21 protein-coding genes and 1 other annotated feature are annotated in these 25,107 nt (G+C 38.0%); of the genes, 11 read left to right on the top strand and 10 right to left on the bottom strand.

Translation table 11 applies throughout. From position 1 onward, the window contains the following. Window positions 1-35: 35 nt before the first annotated feature. The 4 genes from RST01_RS08820 to RST01_RS08805 all read left to right on the top strand — a co-directional run bounded on the left by RST01_RS08820 (window position 36) and on the right by RST01_RS08805 (window position 6,476). The gene (locus RST01_RS08820) at window positions 36-3,494 is read left to right on the top strand and encodes a DNA translocase FtsK (RefSeq protein WP_244946684.1); all 3,459 of its coding nucleotides are present in this window, start codon (window positions 36-38) and stop codon (window positions 3,492-3,494) included. Between the two features lie 440 nt (window positions 3,495-3,934). Further along, window positions 3,935-5,239 carry a UDP-N-acetylmuramate--L-alanine ligase gene (murC, locus tag RST01_RS08815; protein WP_066788974.1) on the top strand — a complete coding sequence of 435 codons (1,305 nt, stop codon included), beginning with the start codon at window positions 3,935-3,937 and terminating at the stop codon, window positions 5,237-5,239. 213 nt (window positions 5,240-5,452) lie between these two features. Next, on the top strand, window positions 5,453-5,914 hold the full coding sequence (locus tag RST01_RS08810; protein WP_147196039.1) for a DUF948 domain-containing protein: 462 nt from the start codon (window positions 5,453-5,455) through the stop codon (window positions 5,912-5,914). 16 nt (window positions 5,915-5,930) lie between these two features. Next, complete coding sequence (locus RST01_RS08805; RefSeq protein ID WP_066788967.1) at window positions 5,931-6,476, top strand: YtxH domain-containing protein; 546 nt, start codon at window positions 5,931-5,933, stop codon at window positions 6,474-6,476. A gap of 51 nt (window positions 6,477-6,527) precedes the next feature. Here the strand turns inward: RST01_RS08805 and pilM are convergent, their stop codons facing one another. Continuing rightward, the gene (gene pilM, locus RST01_RS08800) at window positions 6,528-8,678 is read right to left on the bottom strand and encodes a pilus assembly protein PilM (RefSeq protein ID WP_147196037.1); all 2,151 of its coding nucleotides are present in this window, start codon (window positions 8,676-8,678) and stop codon (window positions 6,528-6,530) included. A gap of 181 nt (window positions 8,679-8,859) precedes the next feature. Here pilM and RST01_RS08795 point away from each other — a divergent pair, with 181 nt between their 5' ends. After that, entirely contained in the window at window positions 8,860-9,945 is a 1,086-nt protein-coding gene (locus RST01_RS08795; RefSeq protein ID WP_147196035.1) for a bifunctional 3-deoxy-7-phosphoheptulonate synthase/chorismate mutase, read from the top strand. Window positions 9,946-10,236: 291 nt separating this feature from the next. After that, window positions 10,237-11,235, top strand: a complete 999-nt coding sequence (gene ccpA / locus RST01_RS08790) for a catabolite control protein A (protein WP_066788961.1) — start codon at window positions 10,237-10,239, stop codon at window positions 11,233-11,235. A 52-nt stretch (window positions 11,236-11,287) separates the two neighbouring features. Here ccpA and RST01_RS08785 read toward each other — a convergent pair whose 3' ends face one another. The 4 genes from RST01_RS08785 to RST01_RS08770 all read right to left on the bottom strand — a co-directional run bounded on the left by RST01_RS08785 (window position 11,288) and on the right by RST01_RS08770 (window position 16,725). Further along, a complete protein-coding gene (locus RST01_RS08785) occupies window positions 11,288-12,451 on the bottom strand; it encodes an acetoin utilization protein AcuC (protein WP_147196141.1) in 1,164 nt (387 codons plus the stop codon). Then, complete coding sequence (locus RST01_RS08780) at window positions 12,448-13,098, bottom strand: acetoin utilization AcuB family protein (RefSeq protein WP_147196033.1); 651 nt, start codon at window positions 13,096-13,098, stop codon at window positions 12,448-12,450. The genes RST01_RS08785 and RST01_RS08780 overlap by 4 nt, the downstream gene beginning before the upstream one ends. Window positions 13,099-13,117: 19 nt before the next feature. Beyond that, window positions 13,118-13,750, bottom strand: a complete 633-nt coding sequence (locus RST01_RS08775; RefSeq protein WP_147196031.1) for a GNAT family N-acetyltransferase — start codon at window positions 13,748-13,750, stop codon at window positions 13,118-13,120. 290 nt (window positions 13,751-14,040) lie between these two features. Continuing rightward, window positions 14,041-16,725 (bottom strand): transglycosylase domain-containing protein, encoded by a 2,685-nt coding sequence (locus RST01_RS08770; RefSeq protein WP_147196029.1) that lies wholly within the window; start codon window positions 16,723-16,725, stop codon window positions 14,041-14,043. Window positions 16,726-17,187: 462 nt separating this feature from the next. After that, window positions 17,188-17,388 (top strand) — a binding site (T-box leader). Window positions 17,389-17,433: 45 nt separating this feature from the next. On the opposite strand from RST01_RS08770, the gene tyrS reads away from it, so the two are divergent. Next, window positions 17,434-18,702: a tyrosine--tRNA ligase gene (tyrS, locus tag RST01_RS08765; RefSeq protein ID WP_147196027.1), complete on the top strand. Its 1,269-nt coding sequence runs from the start codon at window positions 17,434-17,436 to the stop codon at window positions 18,700-18,702. Window positions 18,703-18,823: 121 nt separating this feature from the next. Here tyrS and RST01_RS08760 read toward each other — a convergent pair whose 3' ends face one another. Then, window positions 18,824-19,075 carry a glutaredoxin family protein gene (locus RST01_RS08760; RefSeq protein ID WP_147196026.1) on the bottom strand — a complete coding sequence of 84 codons (252 nt, stop codon included), beginning with the start codon at window positions 19,073-19,075 and terminating at the stop codon, window positions 18,824-18,826. Window positions 19,076-19,228: 153 nt separating this feature from the next. Between RST01_RS08760 and RST01_RS08755 the strand changes: the two genes are divergently transcribed. The 3 genes from RST01_RS08755 (at window position 19,229) to RST01_RS08745 (ending at window position 20,660) form a co-directional block, all read left to right on the top strand. Further along, entirely contained in the window at window positions 19,229-19,492 is a 264-nt protein-coding gene (locus tag RST01_RS08755) for a metal-sensitive transcriptional regulator (protein ID WP_147196024.1), read from the top strand. 16 nt (window positions 19,493-19,508) lie between these two features. Then, window positions 19,509-19,805 (top strand): rhodanese-like domain-containing protein, encoded by a 297-nt coding sequence (locus RST01_RS08750; RefSeq protein ID WP_066788941.1) that lies wholly within the window; start codon window positions 19,509-19,511, stop codon window positions 19,803-19,805. An 81-nt stretch (window positions 19,806-19,886) separates the two neighbouring features. Further along, the gene (locus RST01_RS08745; protein WP_147196022.1) at window positions 19,887-20,660 is read left to right on the top strand and encodes a sulfite exporter TauE/SafE family protein; all 774 of its coding nucleotides are present in this window, start codon (window positions 19,887-19,889) and stop codon (window positions 20,658-20,660) included. 61 nt (window positions 20,661-20,721) lie between these two features. Here the strand turns inward: RST01_RS08745 and RST01_RS08740 are convergent, their stop codons facing one another. The 4 genes from RST01_RS08740 to rpsD all read right to left on the bottom strand — a co-directional run bounded on the left by RST01_RS08740 (window position 20,722) and on the right by rpsD (window position 22,836). After that, on the bottom strand, window positions 20,722-21,027 hold the full coding sequence (locus RST01_RS08740; protein ID WP_244946683.1) for a CotD family spore coat protein: 306 nt from the start codon (window positions 21,025-21,027) through the stop codon (window positions 20,722-20,724). A gap of 172 nt (window positions 21,028-21,199) precedes the next feature. Further along, entirely contained in the window at window positions 21,200-21,457 is a 258-nt protein-coding gene (locus tag RST01_RS08735; protein WP_244946682.1) for a transporter suffix domain-containing protein, read from the bottom strand. A gap of 125 nt (window positions 21,458-21,582) precedes the next feature. Then, on the bottom strand, window positions 21,583-22,092 hold the full coding sequence (locus RST01_RS08730; protein ID WP_147196019.1) for a DUF3231 family protein: 510 nt from the start codon (window positions 22,090-22,092) through the stop codon (window positions 21,583-21,585). Window positions 22,093-22,233: 141 nt separating this feature from the next. Next, the gene (rpsD, locus tag RST01_RS08725; protein ID WP_066788927.1) at window positions 22,234-22,836 is read right to left on the bottom strand and encodes a 30S ribosomal protein S4; all 603 of its coding nucleotides are present in this window, start codon (window positions 22,834-22,836) and stop codon (window positions 22,234-22,236) included. Between the two features lie 392 nt (window positions 22,837-23,228). Here rpsD and RST01_RS08720 point away from each other — a divergent pair, with 392 nt between their 5' ends. Next, window positions 23,229-25,097 carry a sensor domain-containing diguanylate cyclase gene (locus tag RST01_RS08720; protein ID WP_184117448.1) on the top strand — a complete coding sequence of 623 codons (1,869 nt, stop codon included), beginning with the start codon at window positions 23,229-23,231 and terminating at the stop codon, window positions 25,095-25,097. The last annotated feature ends 10 nt before the right edge of the window (window positions 25,098-25,107 follow it).

Below are 25,107 nucleotides of genomic sequence, written 5' to 3'. Positions count from 1 at the left end.
TGTAGTCAATGATTTAGAAAAGAGTGGTGCATATAATGAGTTGGTTTAAAAAAATCGTAACTCGAATTCTAGGCGACGAAGCAGAAGAAACGCCAGGAAAAAATCAGACCTACAATGAATATGAAGAAGATCAACCTTATCAATCATATGATCAATTTGAAGAAAACAATTCTGAAGATTACTATAATGAAAATGAATATGACTATACTGCTTATAGAGATGAAATGATAGAAACAGAACAATCTCAGGAACCGCATCCGTCATTTAACTTTCCAATGGTTTCAGATGAATATGTGAAAGAAAGTAATGAGGAAGAAGCTGAGGACTATAATATTCCTCCAGCAGAGACGTCTGGACTCTTTGAACAGCCAAGGCAGCAGACGAAAATCCATTCAACTTGGCAAGATAGACAACAATCTACTGTAAGGCCTAAAGACTATTCTCCATTTAGTCGAGAGCCTAGAGGATTAAAAGGTGTAGTGGAAAAGCAAAGTAGGGAAACCTATAACCCTTTTCGATCAAGTAACGCTAAGCCTATAAAACCAGCTCACGAGCCATACAAGCAAGAGATGAAGTATGAAAAGAAGGCATTCAAGCAAGAGACCAAGTATGAAAAAAAGGCAATTTATCCTTCTCAAGAAAAAGAGATAAACAAAGATAGAGAGAAAGAAAAAGCGGATGCGAAGCAAGTAGACTACCCAGTGAAAAAGAAGTTCGTCCCAACAGATGTGCCTTCACCAGTCTATGGTTTTAAGAGACCAAAGCCTCCAAAAGATATTCATAAACTAATAGATGAAAAGGAAAAAAAGGCAAAAGAGCCCCTTCCAAAAACAACAGAAGCTTTGATTGATAGTCATATGAACAAGCAAAAGTCTATTGAAAATGAAACAACAAAAGCAGATTTACCTGCTAGCGGGTCCAAAATAAAGCCTGAGTTGCCAAAAAATCTAGACAAGGGAATAGAAGAACAAGTAGGACAGGTTCCAAATAATACATCTCAACATATAGTTGAAGAAAAGACTAAAATTCAGCAATCGCCCACACTAGAAAAATTGCCTGCCAAATCAGAAAGTGAACACATGGTTGTAGAAACAAATAGGAGTGGGAAAGAAGATCATAAGCATGAAGACGAATGTAATGAAATTGTGCAAGGACCTGTACATGAAGAAAAAGCGCAGGTAATTGAAACCAACGTTGAGATTGCAGCTGATGTAATAGAAGTTCAAGAACTAGAAGAACTAGAAGAACAAGAAGTAATAGAAGAACAAGAAGTAATAGAAGAACAAGAAGTAATAGAAGAACAAGAAGCAATAGAAGAACAGGAAGTAATAGAAGAACAAGAAGCAATAGAAGAACAGGAAGCAACAGCAGAACTAGAAGAACTAGAAGTAACAGAAATACCAGAAGAGATAGTACAAAACAAAAATTCAGGTAGCAAAATTCCATTTAATGTGGTCATGCTAAAAACAGATAAGAAAAAATTAGATCCATTTAGCAACATAGATATATCATGGTCAGGAAAGAAGTTGCCAATTAACCAGCCTGTTCTAGAAGAAATAACTAACCCTGTCAACGATGAGACTGTACAAGAAATAGAGACGTTGAATCGGGAAGAAGCAACAGAGGCAAATAGTGTAACTGTTGAAGAGCATGAATTACTAGAAGTACAGAAAGCTGAATTAGAAACAGTGCAAGCATTTGAAGGAGAAATACCTGAAAATGATGAAGATGAAATACCAAATGCAATAGAGCATTCAGGTAGCAGAGTTCCGTTTAATGTGGTGATGTTAAAGACAGATAAGGAAAAGCTAAACCCTTACAGCAACATTGAGACACCATTGAGGAATAAAACATCTTTCAGTACTCCTTCAAAACAAGAAGCTGTACAGCCTAAAGAAGTGCCAGCAGCTTCAATGCCAAAGCAATCAGAAATAGAGGAAGAAATCCAAGAAGAGATTATCGAAAAGTCACAAGAGGTTTTGCAGGAATCCTTTCCAGCTCAGATAGATACGGAAACAGCTTCTATCGAAGACAAAAAAGAGAAAGTCGAATACAAACCTTCTACAGTCAACGAGCATTTGGACGAAGCAATCGCTTATTTAAAGCCGCCTGAAGAGCAAACTGAGGATTTTGGTTGGATGGATGCACAAGGTGAAAAACTGATTGAAGCATTATCTTACTTCCAAATCGATGGGGAGATTGTTCAAATTGTGCAAGGGCCTGCAGTCACACAGTTTGAAATAACGGTAGGCCACGGTGTGAAGGTAAGTAAAATCCGGAATTTGGCGGATGACTTAAAGCTGGCACTTGCAGCAAGAGATATACGTATTCAAGCTCCAATACCTGGTAAAAGCTCAATAGGTATTGAAATACCAAATCGTGCATCACGTGCTGTCCGACTTACCGAAGTTGTAAAACATTCTTCTTTCATTAACTCAGATTCTCCTCTTGAAGCAGCACTCGGATTGGATTTGACAGGAGAACCGATGACGATTGATTTGCGGAAAATGCCGCACGGAATGATTGCAGGGGCAACAGGGTCTGGTAAATCCGTTTGCATTAATTCACTATTGGTTAGCTTATTATTAAAAGCAAGCCCACAGGATGTTAAATTAATGTTGATTGACCCTAAAATGGTGGAATTAGCGCCATTTAATCATATTCCGCATTTAGTAAGTCCTGTCATCACTGATGTGAAAGCAGCAACTGCTGCACTAAAGTGGGCTGTGGAAGAGATGGAGCGACGATACCAGCTATTTGCACATGCTGGAGCGAGAGATATTACCCGCTACAATAAAATGGTAGAAGCAGAACGTAAGTTTTCTCTAAAGATGCCTTATTTAGTCATTGTAATTGATGAATTGGCTGATTTAATGATGATGTCTCCTCAAGAAGTAGAAGAATCCATTTGCCGAATTGCACAGAAAGCTAGAGCTTGTGGTATTCATCTTGTACTTGCGACCCAAAGGCCGTCTGTTGATGTTATTACAGGGTTGATTAAATCTAATATTCCTACACGAATTGCATTCTCTGTATCATCACATGTGGATTCACGTACGATCTTAGATAGCCAAGGCGCTGAACGATTATTAGGTAGAGGCGATATGCTTTATTTAGGTAACGGAATGTCTGCTCCGGTTCGTGTACAGGGAACATTTGTAACGGATGATGAGATTGAAGAGGTTACATCCTATGTAAGGTCGTTAGGCGAACCAGATTACTTATTCCAACAAGAAGAGCTACTAAAAAAAGTTGACTCTATTGAAGAACAAGATGAACTATTTGAAGAAGCCTGCCGATTCATTTGTAGGGAAGGAACTGTTTCTGTATCCTCATTGCAAAGAAAATATCGCATAGGTTATAACCGTGCAGCAAGATTAGTAGATATGATGGAAGCGCAAGGTTTTATTTCAGAATCCAAAGGCACTAAACCAAGAGATGTCTTTTTGACTGAACAAGATCTTGAAAACATATTCAACGGCTCCCATGTATAATATCACGCGTAATTCCCATACTTTATTTACTTTATAAGCATAATGTATACCGCGATAACAGGCGCTTGGCCCCACAATAGCACTGAGAGTGATATAAAGAGGTATAGAAGTGGGGACAACGACCTGTTAATTTTTAATTTAAATACTTTCCTCAGTTAGAGGATCAAGATTACACCGTTAAGTGAAAGTTTCATTTTATTGAAATATACGGATAGTTTAGAACCGCATAGTTTCATGTTATAATGGTAGTTGTTTTAATAAGGCATCGACATAAAAAGAGTTATATATAGAAGATGGCTGGTTGCTTATTTTAGACTAATCTGCCATCTCTTCATCCTTTATGCTTTTGAAAGGATTGTTGAATGACATGAAATTTATAGCGAGCCGTTACAGAGATTTGATTATTCAAGGGTAAGGAGACTTTCCCGGGAGGTTTCAACATGACAGTTTATCATTTTACAGGTATTAAAGGTTCAGGAATGAGTTCACTTGCACAAATATTATTCGATTCAGGTGAATCTGTGCAAGGGTCTGATATTGAAAAACATTTCTTTACTGAAGAACCGCTAAGAAAACGAAATATTACAATTTTGCCGTTTGACCCTGATAATATTAAGGAAGGGATGACTATTATTGCGGGAAATGCTTTTCCAGATAGCCATCCAGAAATTATACGGGCAAAGGAAATGAACTTGGAAGTAATACGCTACCACACATTTTTGGGCGAATATTTGGAAAAATTTACTTCCATTGCTATTACGGGAGCTCATGGTAAAACATCTACAACCGGTTTAATGGCTCATGTACTTGAAGGAGCTACTCCTACATCTTATCTTATAGGAGACGGTACTGGTGGAGGAATGAAAGATGCTAAGAACTTTGTTATGGAAGCCTGTGAATATAGGCGCCATTTCCTAGCTTATCATCCAGATTATGCAGTAATGACAAATATAGATTTCGATCATCCAGATTATTATAAGGATATTGATGATGTATTTAGTGCGTTCCAATCAATGGCATTGCAAGTGAAAAAGGCGATTGTCGCTTGTGGTGACGATGAGTACTTACAAAAAATTCAAGCCAATGTTCCAGTTGTATATTATGGTTTTGGCTCACAAAATGACTTTGAAGCACGCAATGTAGAAAAAACAACAGAAGGTACATCTTTTGAGGTGTATGTTCGCAATGAATACTATAGTAAATTCTTTATTCCAATGTACGGAGATCATACAATCTTAAATACATTGGCTGTTATTTCGCTTTGCCATTATGAAGGTATTCCAGCAGCCCTTATTCAAGAGAGACTGCATACGTATCATGGAGTAAAACGCCGCTTTACTGAAACAGAACGAGGAAGCCGCATATTAATCGATGACTATGCGCATCATCCAACTGAGATTAGTGCGACCATAGAATCAGCCCGCCAGAAGTACCCTAATAAAGAGCTGATTGCAATTTTCCAACCTCATACGTTTACACGTACGCAAGCTTTCTTAAAGAATTTTGCTGACAGCTTAAGCGGGGCAGATTGTGTTTATTTGTGTGATATTTTTGGCTCAGCTCGTGAAAAGGGAGGCGCCTTATCAATCGAGGATTTGGCGAACTTAATTGAGGAAAGCCATTTGTTAAACAAAGAAAACATCAACGAATTGTTAAGCCATGAAAATGCGGTATTTTTATTTATGGGAGCTGGAGATATACATAAATTCCAGACCGCATTCGAAGAACTTTTACAAGAAGCATAGTAAAGAAAACTGCAGTACAGACTTTTCTGTTTCTGCGGTTTTTTTATGGTTAAAAGCGGTTATATATAAGGCAATTGGCTCTTTTATCAGCTTAGATAGAGTTTTAACTGGCAGGAGTTCAAGAAAGTTTGTAGAATGTAATTAGGTAAGTGATGTTTAAATACACTTATTTTGTGGAAAAATCCAATATATACAGAAATGGAGGGTTTAAAAATGATTGTCATTTTATACATCGCTGCGTTGCTAGTGGGAATAGGAATTCTTATTTTGTGCATTAGTTTAGCTAAGACACTAGGCGCCTTGAAGAAAACAATGGATCATGTTGCTGGTACAATGGCTGGCATCGAAGGACAAATGCAAGGCATTACACGAGAAACTACAAACCTACTAGAAAAAACAAATCTACTTGCTGCTGATATTCAAGTGAAATCACAAGAATTGAATTCTGTTGTAACAGCAGTTAAAGGATTTGGAGATTCAGTGAAAGGATTAAGTGATTCAGTTAAACATGTCACTTCTTCTGTTAACACGAATGTCTCAAGAAATAGTGAGCAAATCGCACAAGTTATTCAATGGGGAAATGCTGTTTTAGGCATTCGTGCACAAATGAAAAAGCAAAAAGCTGCGAATACCATCTATGATGATGCAGCAACAAGTAATAATCGTAATATCTAAAAGGGGGCTACTTTTGATGGAACAAAAACCAAATTATGGCGACGTAAGAAAAATAGGTTATGAGAATCAGGATCAAACATATTTGCCAAAACCCTATGAATCACGTTCGGACGCTTTATACGCGGTAGATGAAGACAGCGTCAATATGAAAGACTTTGTCATCGGTGCTTTTGTCGGCGGTATTGTAGGGGCTGCAGCAGCTTTATTCTTAGCTCCAAAAGCAGGTAAAGAGCTTCGCAACGATGTAGTAGTACAAGCAGGCCAATTAAAAGAAAAAAGTGCTGGCATTACAAACTCTGCAAAAGAAAAAACAGCAGAGATTTCTAAAAAAGTCCAAGTGCAATCTGGCCAATTGGTTGATAAGGTGAAATCATTGAAACCAGCTGCTACTCCGCCGCTTGATGATGGAACTGTTTCTTCAGAAGGTGAAGAGCCGCTTGATATTATGGAAACAATGGAGAAAACAATTGCTGAGTATGAATCAGAAAACAATGAACCTACGGCAGTAAGCAATGCTGTAGAAGAAGCAATGTCAGCAATAGAAGAATCTCAGAAAAAATAAAAAATACGCCAGAGTTAATTACTCTGGCGTATTTTTTATGCTTAAGGTTTTTTAATTCACAGCAGGAACTAACTGAATTGATAATTGATCTCCCCCAAATATCTCTGCTTCTACAGTAGAAGGTTGGTTATTTCGAAGAAGTGTAAATGTGCCCTTGAATTGTTCGGGCATTTTCCAATCAGCATATCGAAACACATCACGGAATTTAAAGGAGTCAAGTTGGATTGCTTTTAACTCTACATGATCGTTTCTATTTAATTGTGTTGTAAAGGGAACGGGTTCACCATTAACGATAGCTTGATAGCATTCTTTTTCTAATCGTACCTCTCTCTGTTGAAAGGATACAGTTATCTGTTTAGCAGACAAAAGATTCATCTGCGCCATTACAGTTTGTACCGAGGGACACTCTCCCTTCTTAATATGAATCACATCGCCGTCTTTCACTTTAGACTGGATGGATGCAGGAAGATTGTTGACTAAAATTGAACCTTCAGCATTTTGGATAGTATAGGATTGTCCATCCAATGAAATAGGGAATGGCTCTAGCCACTGGACGAGATGACTTTGTCCCGTTAGTCGTAAACACTCTTCTATTGTATGGGAATGGTCAAATACCAAAACATCTCCATCTGATAGGCTTGTAGCGACATCTGCGTTTTGTGTATTTAATCTAATGCTTGGCTCGATTTCATGCAAACTATCATTTATAGTTATTTTCGCTGGACCGTTATACTCAATAATATCTGCAATGGTAGCAGTACCGGCTTCTCCATCTTTACCTTCGATTAAATAAATGCTATCACCATTTTTAATTGGTTTTTTGATACTCACTTTTTCGTTATTTACAATGATCTCAGTCGGTTTGCCGTGACCGCCGGGTACAAATATATCCTGCCCATTTACATTGACGCACATGGCTAGTCCAGGCTTTCCGTATAGTCGATTAATATTGATATTGGCAGATAGCAAGGCATCTGCAACGGTCATTTCTTTTAGCTCGAATAAGCGGACTGTTTGCTGATTCACTTCGACAGACATGTACCTGATCGGTGTATTTTTTGCAGCCATCGCAATACCAATAGGTGTCACTAGCTCAGGTGAAGCCGACACATGTTCTTCAAATGTCAATTTTTGAATCGCATCAATTCCACGAACAGCAGCACGATTAGAAGGAATCTGAAGGAATTTGCAGATTTCGGTCGTGATCTCGGGTGTCAGGCTTCCACCCCCTACCAGAATTATTGCTTTTGGGGCAGTATGATTATTTAAATGAAAAATCTCTTGGCCAATAGCTTCCGCAAGCGATGTGACAGTAGGGCGCAAGATATCAACGATTTCTTCTTTCGGATAGCTTTGCTCAAAACCAAGAATATCAGCAATCAGCACTTCTTCCTGTGTTGATAAGGATCTTTTTACTTCTTCTGCAACAGGGAAATCCAGTATATAATGATCGCTTAAGGCTTCTGTAATCTCATCTCCGGCAGTTGGTACCATGCCATATGCTACAACAGTCCCTTTATTTGTGATAGCGATATCAGAAGTGCCTGCTCCTATATCAACCAATGCAATATTTAATCGACGCATTGTAGAGGGGATTAGCGCATTGATTGCTGCAATCGGTTCTAACGTAAGGCCTTCCATTTCTAAATCTGCGCGCTTTAAAGCAGCAATTAACGATTCGACTACGACTCTAGGAAGGAAAGTCGCAATGACTTCTACCTCTGCCTCTTCTCCTTGCTGATCTAGCAGGCTACCAATTTCTTGGCCATCTAACCGATAGTATAAAACAGAGTAACCTACGCAATAATAATGACTGCCTTTCTTTTGTTCTTTATGCTCTAGTAACTGCTGGCTTGCTAATTGTACAGCTGCTAATTCAAGACGATGAATATCATCTTCTGTAAGAGGCTGACGGTTGATTAAATTAAGCTTTGTTGAGGCCTGCTCTGTTTTTAAGGCTCTTCCTGCTGCAGCTACACTTACTTTAAGAAGAGGACCATGTATTTCCTCTAATTCTTCTTTAATTTCTTTTATAACTGATGAGACATGAATCACATTATGTATTTGGCCATCTACCATGGCACGTTCCTTATGCTCCTTTGAAATTAAATCAACAACATGGAACTGTTCTCCCTGTTGTTCAAGAATAATGCCGACAACGGAGCGGGTACCGATATCTAACGCAAAAAATTTACTAAACACATACACACAACCTTTCCAAAAAATGAATATAAGTAAGAATAACTTTATCGCGTTGAAGCGTTAAAGAAAATATGCGTGACATTCATATTAAAAACGATTATAATAATCCTATTATCATAAAATGTATCATAGTTTTCAGACTTCTGAAAGGTCTGGATACACGGGAGAGAGGAGAAACGGCATGAGTCATCAAAATTTAGATCACCTGCGTGACCGCGTTGATGAATTAAACCTTGAGATATTACGTTTAATCAATGAACGTGCTGAAGTAGTTCAAGAGATTGGAAAAATTAAAGAGAAACAAGGTGTCAACCGTTATGATCCCCTTCGTGAACGGCATATGTTAAATCTATTAAAAGAACATCACGATGGTCCGCTGAGCCAAGGGACTGTTGAACATATCTTTAAGGAAATCTTCAAATCTGCATTGAAGCTTCAAGAGACTGATCATAAGAAAGAGCTGTTAGTTTCACGGAAGCAGAAGAAAGAGGATACGATTGTAACGATTAATGGCGAAACGGTCGGCCAGGGCTCACCAACATTCGTATTTGGCCCTTGCGCAGTAGAGTCATATGAACAAACGGCCCTTGTGGCAGAGGCTATCAATCATAAAGGATTAAAATTAATGCGAGGCGGGGCATATAAACCACGTACTTCTCCTTATGATTTCCAGGGGTTAGGCTTAGAAGGGCTAAAAATCCTAAAAGAAGTAGGGACTAAATATGGTCTAGGTGTAGTTTCTGAAATTGTTACGCCAGCACATTTGGATGAGGCGCTTGATTATATAGATGTTATTCAAATTGGTGCGCGTAATATGCAAAACTTTGAATTGTTAAAAGCCGCTGGTGAAACGAAGAAACCTGTGCTATTAAAACGTGGTCTTGCAGCTACGATCGATGAATTTATCAATGCAGCTGAATATATTATTTCTAAAGGGAATGACCAAATCATTCTTTGTGAACGCGGTATCCGCACATATGAAAAAGCAACTCGCAACACATTGGATATCTCAGCTGTTCCTATTCTGAAACAGGAAACACATTTGCCAGTATTAGTAGATGTTACGCATTCCACTGGACGTCGTGATTTGCTATTGCCTTGTGCAAAAGCTGCCATTGCGATTGGAGCAGACGGTGTTATGGCAGAAGTTCATCCAGATCCAGCTGTTGCTTTGTCAGATTCACAGCAGCAAATGAGTATTCCGCAATTTGATGAATTCTACAATGAAATGCAACAGTTCATGAAAAATTATCAAATCGAAAAGTAATAAATAATGGAATGGCAAGCAGTGCCACTACTTAGATTGGATACAATCTTACCTATTTTTAAAGACAAACGGCGATTCGTTAGTTGAGTCGTCGTTTTTAATTTCTTGAAAAACGTTTTCATTCTATCGTATTATAGAGGGTATAACAAAGTGTAGCATTACATAGCGGAAGAATATTCTGCTTTCACTGTGTATTGGAGGACCCAAACGGACAGTGATGTGCAGTTGACTTTTTATCAAAACGAAAGGTTATACTGTCTGTTAACACGATATAAAGAAGGAGGCAAAAAATTGACCGTTACAATATATGATGTAGCACGCGAAGCAAATGTTTCGATGGCTACGGTTTCACGCGTGGTCAATGGCAATCCAAATGTGAAACCCACAACAAGAAAAAAAGTCCTCGATGTAATCGAACGCTTAGAATATAGACCAAACGCAGTAGCGCGTGGATTAGCAAGCAAAAAGACGACAACTGTAGGAGTTATTATCCCTGATATTTCAAATGTTTTCTATGCTGAATTAGCGAGAGGAATAGAAGATATCGCGACTATGTATCGTTATAATATTATCTTATCTAACTCTGACCAAAGGGAAGAGAAGGAGTTGCAGCTGCTAGATAATATGTATGGCAAACAAGTTGATGGGATCGTGATGATGAGCGACCAAGTAAGCGAAGAGCTGCAAAATAAAATGAGCCATTCACCTGTCCCTATCGTACTTGCAGGTACATTAGACGAGATGAAGGAAATAGCATCTGTCAATATTGATTATTTGCAAGCGGCCTATGAAGCGGTGAAACATCTAATTGCCAATGGCCACCGCCGCATCGCCTATATATCTGGTCCTTTCTCTTCAACCATTAATAAAAAATTTAAGTTTGAAGGTTATAAGAAGGCCTTAGAAGAAGAGGGCATTGCGTTAGATGAAGATCTTGTTATTGCAACTGAGGATTCATATGATAGCGGTTTGGAGGATTTTGAAACACTTAGCCAACTAGCCGATCCACCAACTGCCTTTTTCGCTGGAAGCGATGAATTGGCCATTGGCATCATCCATGGAGCACAGGATCTTGGTAAGAGTGTGCCAGAGGATTATGAAGTCATCAGCTTTGAGAATTCAAAGCTTGCACGTATGGTAAGACCACAATTAACTAGCGTTGTTCTTCCTTTGTATGACATCGGAGCTGTATCGATGCGTTTATTAACAAAATACATGAACAAAGAAAATGTAGAAGATGGCCAAGTTATATTGCCATATCGCATGATTGAAAGAAATTCTACTAAATAGTGTGTAAAGAAAAAGACGTCATTCTCTAAATAACGAATGCGTCTTTTTTATATTAATGAGAGTTTTGTTTTGTGCGTATTTGATATAGTGCTTTATCTAATATTTGTTGGTTCTTTTCACTAATCTCAGCTTTGCGTGGAATCGGATCATACATATTTTCCGGATCATCCCAAGTTGGAATAAGGCGTACAGGGGATTCTTTTTGCCACTGGTCGAGCCAAGATTGAGGGATGTTGCCTATTGGTGTACCCTTGTCCGTCATTTCTGTCCAAACCATGGACCAAGCTCTTGGTACTACGCGCCAGATATCATATCCTCCACCGCCAACTGCAATCCATTTACCATCGCAGAATTCATGTGCCAGTTCATGGGCTAGCTTAGGTATTTCTCTATAGATATTCATTGTACCGCATAGATGTGTTAATGGGTCAAAATAATGAGCATCGGCTCCATTTTGAGAAAGAATGACATCAGGTTTAAAATACGCCGTAATTTCCTTTAATGCTGTTTGATAAACATCTAAGAAAGATTCATCCTCAGTGAAGGCGTCTATCGGAAAATTAAAGGATGTCCCATATCCAGATCCATTGCCACGTTCAGTAACAGCCCCGGTACCAGGGAACAGGTAGCGCCCCGTTTCATGGATAGAAACTGTACAAACGTTGGGGTCGTCATAAAAGCTCCATTGCACGCCATCTCCATGGTGGGCATCGGTATCTATATATAAAACACGTGCGTTATACTTTTGCTGCATATATTTAATAGCTACTGTACTATCATTATAAATGCAAAATCCAGAAGCCCGCGCTTTAAAACCATGATGTAGTCCGCCACCGAGATTAAGGGCGTGCTGTGATTTGCCTTGCATGACAAAGTCGCAGGCTGTCAATGTAGCGCCGACAATTTTAGAACTGGCTTCATGCATATTTTGAAAAATCGGCGTATCTTCTGTTCCGATACCAAAAGGCTCTCCAAGCTTTGCTGTTAGATGACCATGCCCTGCCATTTTTACGGCATCAATATAGCGCGAATCATGTCCAAGCAAAAGCTCCTCATCTGTTGCATCGCGAGGAGTTATGATATCCTCATCATCTAACGCATGAAAGCTTTTCAAAAGGTCTACTGTAAGTTCAAGCCTCTTCTGATTGAAAGGATGTGTTTCAGAGAATTTATAATCCAACTGTTCAGGTGAGTATACGAATACCGCTTTTTTCATTGGCGAGATTTGGTTGGAATATTGGGCCATAGCACATCAAATCCTTCCTTGCGTAGCTCATCAATAATTGGAAGCGGATTCATTATTTTTAGCCGAATAGACAATATTTTATTTTCATCGTCTTTCGAATCCGGATAGATTAAAACACTTAATATACTTGCATGATGATTAGCAAAAATTTTGGTAACTTCGTGTAGCGCGCCAATTCTGTCCTGGACTCGTATCTCCATTTGTGAGCTTGGCTTAGTCGCACCCGTAATTTCAATATAAGTGTAAAGTAAATCTGTTCCTGTAATGATGCCAACCAGTTCTCCTTTGCTGACGATTGGCAAGCAGCCGATGCGATGCTCATAAAGAATAAGGGCTACCTCTTCAACAAAGTCTAGAGGATGCCCAATGATAGGGTTTGTTATCATTATTTGATCCAATGTTCGGTGATAAAGTGATGTGTCACCATCTTTTAATAGGGAAGAAGGTAATGCATTTTTTAAGTCTCTTTCTGTTAATAAGCCTAAGAGTTTCCCATTCTCATCTACAACTGGCACATGGCGAATCTTTCTTTCTTTCATAAGCTTTGCAGCATCTGCCATCGTGTGAGTAGGCTGTAATGTCAGTACTTGTTTATTCATAATCTCTTCAATTAACATATGGTCACCCCTTTAGGTATCACTTGTTATAGCGATTGACTATGCGTAAGGAATTAAATCTATCAATCGATGTTTGGTCTACACGTTTGCCGATTCGAACCATCAAACAATTGGCAGGATGTGAGGCAATCTCAGGCTCATCCGTTGCAGCAACCTCTAGCCCACCTGCCTGCATCATCTTAATCATCATGTCTCGGTATTGCCAGATTGTAAGCCCTGTACGCTTTAAATCCCAATGCCAATAATATTCCGTCGTAATGACTATATAATCTTCCATCATATCATCAAGCATCGACACCTGAAGCAGGCTTTTGCCGATCCGATTTCCTCGATATTCTGAGGCGACCTCTATGGCGCCTAATTCTATTAAGTTTTCTAAATTGCCTTCCGACCATCTTTCTAATGGATCTGGATGAAGGAATGTGGCGTATGCGATAATTGTATTATCCAACCGAGCAATCATCATTCGGCCCTCTGGTCGTTTCGCTATTTCTATAATAGCAGCAAATTGTTTTTCAGGTGTCCGAAAAGCCGTCAAATCTTGATGGAATAACAGTTTTTGTAATTCCTCTGGCGGGACAGGGCCTTCAATTATAATCTTGCCATGCGCTGTGTCTAGTTCTCTCGCATGATAACGCCGGATGTGTTCCATTCATTCACCACCTTCAGTGAGTTATTATAAGTATTATACATGACTAAAGCAGAAAAAAACGGAGGAATTAAGAATATTGTATGGATGATTTCAGAAAGGGGAATTTGTGCAATCTACAAAAAAGAATTAATATTCTTGTAAAAATGTACTATAATAAAAGATGGTTGGAGGGAGAAAGTTCAACTAAAGGGGTATTTATAGAGCTGGTCTGCATCCGCTTTCTATGGATTCATGAACAGCAAAAAAGCATTTCACCGTATGGGAGCGGTTGAAATGCTTTTTTTTGCTTTTTAATCATCATCTGGCTCAGTTTTGTGGCCGTCATCTTTTTTGTCGTCTGATGCATTGTTTGAGTTATTTTGACTGTTATTTGACGCATTTTCGTCTTTATCTTTGTCTTTATCTTTATTTGGATTTGTTTGACCCGTTTGATTTGATTGGCTGCTACCTTGGCCTATAGACTTATCCTCTGAATTGCTAGTAGAGGAGTTGTTATTCTGTTGAGTATTTTGTTTGTTTCGTGTCGTAGACTGTGTTGATTGAGAATTGCTATTTGGCTTGTTTGCTGAGCGATTTTGCGTTTGTGATTTCTTTTCTTTCAATGGTTTAGGTCCATAGATTTTTGAAGGATCCCCGCCAAACGGAGCCAACATATTTTGGATAAATGTATCCGATAAGCGACCACCAGAAAAACCAGTTTCAGGTCCGGGTACCATCACATTTGCATTGAATAAATCGGTTCTTGAGTGTCCAGCACATGCAGATGTAAGAGCATTACCTGTATAGCCACAGAATGTTCGGCTGACTACTCCAGTAGGTTGCTTAAATGTTTTTCCTCCTGCAGTTGCAAGACCTGGGTTTGTATCATACAAGGCATTCATTAGGCGAGCCCATAATAAGTTTACACGTGTACTTGGAATGCCATAAACAGCATTGCCTTGATTTAATGTTTGTGGTTGATCATACCCCATCCAAACACCTAAGGAAATGTCAGGATTATAACCTACAAACCAAACATCGTTATAGTTTGTTGAAGTACCTGTTTTTGCTGCAAAGTCTGCTCTGAATTTCAAATTGCTATTGGCGGTTGTTCCGGTGCCTGATTTTAATACATCGCGAAGCATATCAGTTGTAATATAGGATGTTTGATCACTATAAACTCGTTTAGATTTTACTTTGTGTTTATACACTACTTTGCCTTCATTATTAACTATCTTGCTGACCATATATGCGTCAACAAACTTTCCTCCATTAGCAAAAGTAGCATATGCATTTGTGTCTTCCTCGACAGATATACCATTAGCTATACCACCGAGTGCAGCTGCATAAGCCGTATAATCAGATGGTGCTATACTTGTAATCCCGTTTTTCTTTAATAGCTCCATAGGTTTCCGATTCATAATTTTTGCGTACAAACGGACAGCAGGCAAGTTTTGAGAGTCTTTTAATGCTTCCCGGGCAGATATCAAACCGCGTTCATCTGTCTCTGTATAGTTTGTAGGCTTATATGCATTTTCCCCAACACCAATTTGGAATTTCACGTCAGGAACCGGACTTCCAGCTCCAATCAAGCCATATTGAATGGCAGGTGCATAGACAAGCAAAGGTTTCATTGTCGAACCATTTGAACGAGTAGTTCGAGATGCATGGTTGACCTCTTTAATATTATGATCCCGACCACCAACGAAGCTGAGAATCTTACCTGTTTTATTCTCTATCACAATACTACCTACTTGAACAGGATCTGGGGTAGTGCTAACCTTACCTGTTTCTTGGTCAGTTTTTTGGGTGCTAAGTGTTGGACCATAATACGGGAAATTATTTTTAACTTCTTGCATATGATCATACATTTTTTGGTCGATAGTTGAATAAATTTTATAGCCTTTTGACCTCAGTTCACGGTCAGCTAAAATGGTGTATTTCTCTTTTAGTTTGTCTTCATTCTTTAGTCGATTTGTATCGATACCATCTTTTTTAGCTAAAATGCGTGCCATAATTTCTTTGGCTCTATATTCAATTTCATACGTAACATAAGGATACTTTTCTTCAGCTTGTACTTCAGGCTTCCTAAAGTCTTTCACAATATTATATTTTAATGCTTTTTTGTACTGCTTATCAGTTATATAGCCTGTATCGTTCATTCTGTACAATACAGTTTTCATCCGATTAATACCTAGGCGTAGGTTTTCTTTATCTTTTAACACACCTTTTTGTGTGAATGGGGTATACGCGTAAGGTGATTGTGGAATCCCTGCGATATAAGCTGATTGAGCTAGGTTTAGTTTTTTAGCACTTTTATTAAAAATACCTTGTGCTGCTGTTTCAATGCCGGCAATATTCCGTCCACTGGCATTCCGACCATAAGGAATAACATTCAAATAGGCCTGTAATATTTCATCTTTTGACATAAAGTGTTCTAAACGCATAGCTAATAGTAATTCTTTCGCCTTCCGTTCATAGGACACTTCATTTGTAAGTATTTGGTTTTTGATTAATTGCTGTGTTAGAGTTGAACCGCCTGTTTGGGTAGACGAGTTGCTGACATCTTGAAAAACACCTCGTAATACTGCTTTCGGTACAATTCCATTGTGCTGATAGAAGTATTCATCTTCTGTTGCAAGCACTGCATCAATAACATAAGGAGATATTTTGTCTAGTGTTGTTCTTTGACGCTCAAGGTCAGTCCTCATTTTTCCTAAATATTTATTACCAGCAAAATAGAGGGTACTCGTCTCCTCATAATTAAAGATTGCTTGTCGCATTTCGCTTTTTGGCATATTCGGCTCATGCTTTACAAGCGAAGCGAAGTAGCCAGCGCCAATCGAGCCGACAAATACCAGCCCCATCACAACAAACAGAATGAAGATCAAAAATAAATTCCAAATGACACTAGAAGTAATACGGAAATACTTCATCCCTGTTTTCTCGGCTAATTGATCGAGCTTTTGATTTATAGTGGCTATCCATTCTTTCATTTTTTCAATCACACGCGACCAATGCTAAAAAGTCATATCAATTGTTAGATGATTCACTTTTAGCAAGAGGCCTACCTCCTTTTATAGTATGAATTCCAAAAGAAATGCGCACTACTGCTATAATAGTGCCCATCCAAAGGCTACCTCGGTAGCATCTGTTGTACTAAGAAGTCCAGGTTATAGGCACAATTACTTGCTATGATTCTAATGTTTTTGTATAAAAAAGAACATAATAAAGAATACTATTCTTTGTACGTCTGCCTAATGCAGACTGGTGAAGTATCATTTTATATAGTCTATCTCTTTCTTTATGTATTTATACAAATATTTTAGTATACAAGCAATAATCCAAAGTGCTATTTTATAACCTTTTAAAATATTGTCTATTATACCATAAGTCGAATCAACGACAAGATTACTTATTGACAACAACTTAAAATGCAGTAAAATAGTCATTAATATATTCTTGCGATGAAGCATGCTTGAGTAATGGCCATATTTCCTGTTTAGAGAGCTAGCGGTTGGTGCAAGCTAGTCATAGTATGGACGTGAATTACACATGGGGAGCAAGAACGCAGCCGCTGCGATAAAGCGATTTAAGCGGAAGATGAGAATCTTCAAGCTGGGTGGTACCGCGTTAAATTAGTAATTAACGTCCCTGCATTTTTAAATGCAGGGGCGTTTTTATTTTTATTAGGAGGGAAAAAGATGACAAATGCACTACTAGAAGACTTACAATGGCGAGGATTGCTATATCAGCAAACAGATGAGGAAGGCATGGAAAAGTTATTGACTGAAGAGAGTGTTTCTCTATATGTAGGCGTTGATCCGACTGCTGACTCGATGCATATCGGCCATATTGTACCTATGTTAACTCTTCGTCGCTTCCAACAAGCAGGACATAGACCAATATTGGTAGTTGGTGGCGCAACTGGTATGATTGGCGACCCATCCGGAAGACAATCAGAACGTAGTCTTTTGACAGCTGAACAAATTGATAACAACGTAGCAGGGATTAAAAAACAATTAGAACAAATTTTTGACTTCTCTGAGGGTGAAAATGGCGCAAAACTTGTTAATAACTACGATTGGGTTGGAAAATTAAGTACAATTGAATTCTTACGCGACTACGGCAAGTTAATCAACATTAATTACATGCTAAGCAAAGATACTATTGCTTCTCGTTTAGAATCTGGATTGTCATTTACTGAATTTACGTATACCTTGATTCAAGGGTTGGATTTTAACCATTTGTATGATCATTACAATGTTAAAATCCAAGTTGGTGGTTCTGATCAATGGGGCAATATTACAACAGGCCTTGAAGTAATTCGTAAAACGCATGACGAAGAAGCAAAAGCGTTCGGTTTTACAATTCCATTAGTAACCAAATCAGATGGGACGAAATTCGGTAAAACAGCAGGGGGAGCGATATGGCTTGATCCTGAAAAAACGTCTCCTTATGAATTTTATCAATTCTGGTTGAATACTGCGGATGCTGATGTGATTAAGTATTTAAAAATCTTTACGTTCCTAAGCAGGGAAGATATTGAATCGTTGGCTGAGAAAGTGGAATCAGAGCCGCATCTTCGCGAGGCTCAAAAAACATTGGCTGCGGAAATGACAAAGCTTATCCATGGAGAAGCAGGGTTAGACCAAGCACTTCGCATTACTGCTGCATTGTTCTCTGGTGATTTGAAATCACTTTCAGCAGACGAAATGAAAGTTGCTTTTTCAGGCGTACCATCAGTTGAATTGCAAAAAGAAGAAAAAAATATTGTCGATCTATTAGTTGAAGCAAACATTTCTTCTTCTAAACGCCAAGCACGTGAAGATGTTACAAATGGCGCTATTTCAATTAACGGGGAAAAAGTGAAGGATCTTGACTATGTAGTCGATGCAAAAGATCGTATGGAAGATGCGTTTGCTATCATTCGTAGAGGTAAAAAGAAATATCATATGGTAAAATTTAATTAACAAAAAGAAACCGCAATGGGGAAAAGTTCAGTAATTCCCAACATTGCGGTTTTATAATTTTAGAAGTAATGCGTGTAGCTTGATACAATACATTGTTTAAACCTATTTTTTACAAATCTATTTAAGAAAATCTTTTAAATCTGTTAATAATGCGGCTTGCTGTATTCGGATCATATCCTAGCACCCATTCACCATTTATAGAAGTCTGTGGTGCTCCTAGTCGACCGGTTTTTTGCATTAAAAATTGTGCCACGTCTGGATTGTTGCCAATGTGGACTTCTTTATAGGGTAAATTTTGATCCTGCAAAAAACTTTTCATCAATTCGCAATAACCACAATTCGATGTAGAGTATATCGTTATATCAAGTTTCATTATATCTTCCTCCCTGATTATACCCTAATAGGTATATAAACTATACAACATAGGGTATTATAATGCAAGAGGAATAAATCTGTTCTTCTTGATTTGATACCTCTCTGGGTATATTATAAAGCATATGAATAGAAGTTCCTGTGAGGTGAGTATATGGAATATAATGATCAAATTCGCAACCGTTTAAAAAGGATTGAAGGGCAGCTACGAGGTGTTCTGCGAATGATTGAGGAAGATAAGGATTGTAAGGATGTCATTACGCAACTCTCAGCCTCTCGTTCAGCTATAGACCGTACTATTGGTCTGATTGTGAGCACCAACTTAGTACATTGTATGAAAGAAGAAAAAAATTCAAACGGCAAGGATTCAGAAGCGTTGATTAAAGAAGCGGTTGAATTATTAGTAAAAAGTAGATAATAAAGGGGAGATAGTCATGAAAACAATTACACCAAGCGAAGTAGCAAAAAAATTAGCTGAAGGACAAGCACTTTCTCTTATTGATGTACGTGAACCTGAGGAAATAGCTTCTGGGAAAATTAGTACAGCAAAAGAGATTCCGCTAGGCACATTACCAGAAAATCTAAATGAATTAGACAAAAATAAGGAATATATTATGGTTTGCCGTTCAGGCAATCGAAGTGGACAAGCAACTCAATATTTGGAGGAACAGGGATTCCAAGCGGTCAATATGGAAGGTGGAATGTTGGCTTGGGACGGTCCTATTGAATAGCTAGCTATATAGATGGAAATAGGGTATGCAATCCGCGTGCCCTTTTTGGCTTGTAGTTAATATGAAAATAGGAGGGAAAGAATGGGGCTAATCGTTGTATTAATGATACTTGGGATTATCGGTTCCTTTTTTTCAGGGTTAGTAGGTGTCGGTGGGGCCATTGTGATGTACCCTTTATTATTTTTCGTACCACCCTTGCTTGGTTTCGAAAAATTTACTTCGTTAGAGGTATCCGGCTTAACGGCATTTCAAGTATTTTTCTCAACATTGAGCGGTATATTGACACATAAAAATGATGGTTCTCTGCGAGGTAATCTTATATGGCTAATAGGGCTTCCTGCGTTAGTCAGTGGTTTTATGGGCGGATTAGTCTCCAAGGAAGTACCTGATACATATTTAAATATGTTATATGGCATTCTAGCTATTGTTGCAGTATTGATGATGTTTCTTCCTAAGAAGGATGCAGGGGAAAATGGATGGGCGAAAAATGTGACAGGTGTATTAGCTGTTGCTACAGGAAGTATCGTCGGCTTTGTTGCAGGTATGATAGGAGCAGGAGGAGCATTTCTCTTTGTCCCTCTAATGATTCAAGTCATCCGAATTCCAACACGTACAGCTATGGCGACATCTCTTGCCATAACCTTTTTATCTTCTATAGGCACCATCATTGGAAAAATATTATCACATAGCATTGATTATCGATTGGCAATTTGGCTGGCGATTGCTGGTTTAATTGGTGCGCCTATTGGTGTTCGAATTAGTAAAAAATTGTCTGTTCAAAAATTACAGTGGACGTTTGCTGGCCTTCTAATCATAACAGCAGCCAAAATATGGTGGGATGTATTTTGGGGTTAATAGAATAATAAAAGCTAAGACGTTATAAGCAAACGCCTTAGCTTTTTTCATTATTCAGTGACTAACAGCGACCTCTGTGATGCATTTGGTGTCTTGGATGAGGCATTGGCATTGGGCAAACTGTGTTATTTTCAACGCATTCTTCCACAACAGAATGTGTTTCTGGGAAGTAGTGTTGATTGTTGATTACATGCCGATTAACTGTTGTTACATGTGTTGGATGGATATGTGGTACGACAGTAGGAATAATATTAGTTCTTACAATTTGCCGTGTAGGAGATACCCGCGGCGGATCATACTGTGCTGGTAACATGTTTGGTGGGCAGCATATTGGCATATTGCAATGGTGAGGATGTCTTCTATTCATTCAAATGACCTCCTTTGTGTGTTAAGGTGTGTGTCCTTAATAAGATATGACACTTGTAAATAAACACAGCGGTCATTTGCCTATTGATGCTATGGGTTTTTCCGAACTGAAAACTAAATGGATAACTTTACATTGCAAAAAACAACAATATATTTTTTTTGTATGTGATGGATCATTTATTTCTCTTTGCTTTTTTCCACGTGTTAGGATTTAAATAACTTTTGAACTTTGCGGCTGCTTCTTTCCCAACGAGCAAAGCACCAATCCAAAAGATAATTTCCGCAATTATGAGAACGCTAGTTATAATTCCTGCCTTTAACTTTGTTGAGATAGGGAAAAATGGAGTCATAACAGGTATTAGCCATAGAATCATAGAGAAGATTAATAGTCCAATTCCTAGTTTATAAACGAATTTTTTTTCTTTAGGCAATACGAAAATCCTCCTGTTGTTATAGTTTATGTATAAAACTATAGAGGAGTACCGGCGAAATCACAAGGTTTAATAGTGAAGCTATAAATGAAAGAAGGCTACCCAAATGGTAGCCTCAACTCTTTTTATTCATCTGGGTAGTTTAAATGCAATGGCGGCATAATAAGCCATCCTTTTTCTTTTTCCAATTTGAGCACTTTCCCTGCAAATTGTCCTTTTTTCATATGGAACTGAGCGTACATCATGGCGATGTCTTCTCTGATGGACATGCCGAGGGCTTGACTACAAGCCATTAATCCAGTAGCTGTGTCTGCAGCAAGCATTGCACAGATTTCCGGATCGTTAAATTTAGCACCGGCTGGAATATCCTCTAAATTAGCATTTGGTCGTTCAGGAGGTGCTGGTGGAAGGGCAATCCCATTTACTTTCAACAAAGTTTCTAATTGCTCATTTTCTTCTTTGCAGCATTGAATAGCTTCCTCAAGGAGTTTGCCTAATTCTTTATCACCTGTATGATTGTATAATGTTTGGTAAGCCGCAATTAAACCATTATTAGTCGCGAAATTCGTCCAAATAGTGATTGCTTCTCCATAATTTAATGGCTGATCTTTCGGATTTCCGCTTAACATACCCATTCTTAACACTCCACTCGTATTTTAATAATATGACTTAAATAGAATGTGCAAACAAATGGTATTTATACATTGATACTATTTTGGGAACAAAAAAAGCTTGCATCCGCCAATGGGGATACAAGCTTTGATTACAACGAAAGACTATCTTGAGTAGTACTCAACGATAAACGCTTCATTGATTTCAGCAGATAATTCGCTGCGTTCTGGAAGACGTACAAATGTACCTTCTTTTTTGTCAGCATCGAATGAAAGATATTCTGGAACGAAGTTGTTTACTTCGATTGATTCGCTAACGATTGCTAGGTTTTGAGATTTTTCACGAAGAGAAATCACTTGACCTGGTTTAACGCTGTATGAAGGAATATCAACGCGTTTGCCATCAACTAATACGTGACCATGGTTTACTAATTGGCGAGCAGCACGACGAGTGCGAGCTAAACCAAGACGGTAAACAAGGTTGTCTAAGCGAGTTTCAAGAAGGATCATGAAGTTTTCACCATGAACACCATTCATTTTACCAGCTTTAACAAATAGGTTGTGGAATTGACGTTCGTTCATACCGAACATATGACGAAGTTTTTGTTTTTCTTGTAATTGTAAGCCGTACTCAGACAATTTTTTGCGTTGAGTTGGGCCGTGTTGACCTGGAGCGTATGGACGCTTTTCGATTTCTTTACCTGTACCGCTTAAAGAAATACCTAAGCGACGTGATAGTTTCCAAGATGGACCTGTATAACGAGACATTAATAGTCTCCTCCTTTGGTTTTTTATTTAGCATAAAATAAAAACCAATTGTATTTAGCTCCATTGCCATTTTATTTTCATGTATCTTCGCTCATGCAGCCGAAGAGTTACCAATACACCGTCTATTAAATAGAGGAATAAAATGAACAACCAAACCATACAACCGCTGCGTTTATTTTACACAAAGAATATTGTAGTATTTGGACTGTTTTCTGTCAAGCAAATCATTTAAATATAGTTGAGGAATCCAGTGGCAAAAAATTACACAGTGATTTATAATTGAGATTATCGGAATAAATTATTAATTATTAATAGTTTAATATACTTATTTATTTTATTCGGAAATAGTCATAACTACTTAGATAATGGTCAAAGAAAAAGGTGATATAATATTGAGAAATCTCCAAATAATACAAAACATTAAAAGCTACCTATTGGATTTTTGGATTGCTCATGTAGATCAGTCGTTGACAGATACTGAATATTTGCATGAATTTCAAATGATCGCCAAACAAGAATTTAAAATGAAAAAAGTAGAATATTTAAAGCTAGAACACGGCTTATTATGTCCTTTGCCAAATTCAACCTTACAAGCACTTCCGTTTAATTCGATTGCATCTTATGTGGAAGAAACACATCCTTTATCTGAAACAAGTGCAAAGCTGATAAATAAAGTACTTAAAATAGATAGCGACGTCATCATCCTAAATGATGAAAAAGACCATATTTTTGCCTTAATTATTGTTGAAAACACACCTGAGTGGCAATGTTTTGCCTCGACGCCTTACGTAAAAGAATTAGAAACGTTGTTATCTAGTCTAATATTGTCTCTTATAAGTAAAGAGAAAAACTTTTATGAAGCAAAATTAAATGGGGAATTATATGAAATGACGGCTATTTTTCATTCCACTATGAATATTAATACAATTTTAGAGGCGATGATTCAAAGCATTAAAAGGACATTTCCACAATTTAAATCAAAATTGATCTTATCGAATGACCAAGACCGTCTACAAATTGAAGATGTAGAGGTATTTGATTATTTATTAGAAAGACCTTCTACGATTGAAGCTTATGTATCAGGAGAGATTACATCGGAGGAAGCCAAGGATATCAACAATTACTTGCTGAATGTGCCTATTATTGGAAAGCAAGGCATATATGGTGTGCTTCAGATTTTTGCTTCACCTAATTATCATTTTAGCTCAAAAGAAAAGAAATTCTTGTCTCATTTAGCACAGACATCTGGCAATGCTCTAGAAAATGCAAAGCTTTATCACCAGTCGCATCGCCTAGTAGCAGATCTGCAGCTAATCAATGAAACATCGCAAAGGTTAAATATGAAGCTTAATAAGGAAGAAATCATTACTTTTTTGACAATGCAACTAAAGAAATCTTTTTTGCCATCAGAAATTTGCTTTGTCTTTAAATCTCATGATGGTTATCAATATATGGGAGATACGGCTGCTTTCTTTTGCGAGGAAAACGCTTCTGTGTACAAAGAATTTATAGCAACACACTTTGAGAAAAGTATGGAGCCTCTCTTTATAGCTGAGTTTAGCCAAGTGGTGGCAGAAAAGACAAAGTATAATTCAATGATCGTTGTCCCTATTATTATAAATGAGAAGGTACAAGGATATTGTGCAATATTCCATGTGGACTCTTACTATTTCTCATTTGATAGTTATAAACTAATGCAGTCTTTAATTCGACATTCCTCATTAGCAATTTCTAATATTCTACTTAGAGAGCAACTCCAGGAAATGATTGATAGAGACCACTTAACAACACTGTATGCTCGTAAATATTTAGAAAGATATATCGAACGTTCTATGGAAGTAGATGATTTCGGCGCATTTATTTTATGTGATATTGACGATTTTAAGAAGATAAATGATACGTACGGTCACCAGACAGGTGATGTTACTTTGCTTATGATAGCAAAACATCTACAGGGTTTGGTAGAGAACCAAGGTATTTGTGCACGTTGGGGAGGAGAAGAAATGGCCATTTATTTGCCAAACAAAGGACTTGATGAAACAATGGCTTTAGTTGGCAAGATTATTAATAGCATACCACAAGTGACTAGCCCTCCAGTTACTATTTCATCAGGTATCGCATTATGGAGAAGCGATGCACGGTTTACGTACCAACGTGTTTTTAAAAATGCTGATGTGGCTCTTTATGAAGCTAAAAATACAGGGAAAAATAAATATTGCATCTTTCAAGGACCGCCTATAAATGAAAAAGCTGATGCTTAAGCATCAGCTT

It is taken from the genome of Rummeliibacillus stabekisii, assembly GCF_007988965.1.
Classification (GTDB): domain Bacteria; phylum Bacillota; class Bacilli; order Bacillales_A; family Planococcaceae; genus Rummeliibacillus; species Rummeliibacillus stabekisii.
This window is presented reverse-complemented; position numbering and strand designations above follow the sequence as displayed.

Excerpts from the sequence above, each read along its gene's own strand:
- RST01_RS08820 (WP_244946684.1), top strand. The coding sequence starts at position 36 with ATGAGTTGGTTTAAAAAAATCGTAACTCGAATTCTAGGCGACGAAGCA.
- murC (WP_066788974.1), top strand. The coding sequence starts at position 3,935 with ATGACAGTTTATCATTTTACAGGTATTAAAGGTTCAGGAATGAGTTCA.
- RST01_RS08810 (WP_147196039.1), top strand. The coding sequence starts at position 5,453 with ATGATTGTCATTTTATACATCGCTGCGTTGCTAGTGGGAATAGGAATT.
- RST01_RS08805 (WP_066788967.1), top strand. The coding sequence starts at position 5,931 with ATGGAACAAAAACCAAATTATGGCGACGTAAGAAAAATAGGTTATGAG.
- RST01_RS08795 (WP_147196035.1), top strand. The coding sequence starts at position 8,860 with ATGAGTCATCAAAATTTAGATCACCTGCGTGACCGCGTTGATGAATTA.
- RST01_RS08785 (WP_147196141.1), bottom strand. The coding sequence starts at position 12,451 with ATGAAAAAAGCGGTATTCGTATACTCACCTGAACAGTTGGATTATAAA.
- RST01_RS08780 (WP_147196033.1), bottom strand. The coding sequence starts at position 13,098 with ATGTTAATTGAAGAGATTATGAATAAACAAGTACTGACATTACAGCCT.
- RST01_RS08775 (WP_147196031.1), bottom strand. The coding sequence starts at position 13,750 with ATGGAACACATCCGGCGTTATCATGCGAGAGAACTAGACACAGCGCAT.
- RST01_RS08770 (WP_147196029.1), bottom strand. The coding sequence starts at position 16,725 with ATGAAAGAATGGATAGCCACTATAAATCAAAAGCTCGATCAATTAGCC.
- tyrS (WP_147196027.1), top strand. The coding sequence starts at position 17,434 with ATGACAAATGCACTACTAGAAGACTTACAATGGCGAGGATTGCTATAT.
- RST01_RS08760 (WP_147196026.1), bottom strand. The coding sequence starts at position 19,075 with ATGAAACTTGATATAACGATATACTCTACATCGAATTGTGGTTATTGC.
- RST01_RS08755 (WP_147196024.1), top strand. The coding sequence starts at position 19,229 with ATGGAATATAATGATCAAATTCGCAACCGTTTAAAAAGGATTGAAGGG.
- RST01_RS08750 (WP_066788941.1), top strand. The coding sequence starts at position 19,509 with ATGAAAACAATTACACCAAGCGAAGTAGCAAAAAAATTAGCTGAAGGA.
- RST01_RS08745 (WP_147196022.1), top strand. The coding sequence starts at position 19,887 with ATGGGGCTAATCGTTGTATTAATGATACTTGGGATTATCGGTTCCTTT.
- RST01_RS08740 (WP_244946683.1), bottom strand. The coding sequence starts at position 21,027 with ATGAATAGAAGACATCCTCACCATTGCAATATGCCAATATGCTGCCCA.
- RST01_RS08730 (WP_147196019.1), bottom strand. The coding sequence starts at position 22,092 with ATGGGTATGTTAAGCGGAAATCCGAAAGATCAGCCATTAAATTATGGA.
- rpsD (WP_066788927.1), bottom strand. The coding sequence starts at position 22,836 with ATGTCTCGTTATACAGGTCCATCTTGGAAACTATCACGTCGCTTAGGT.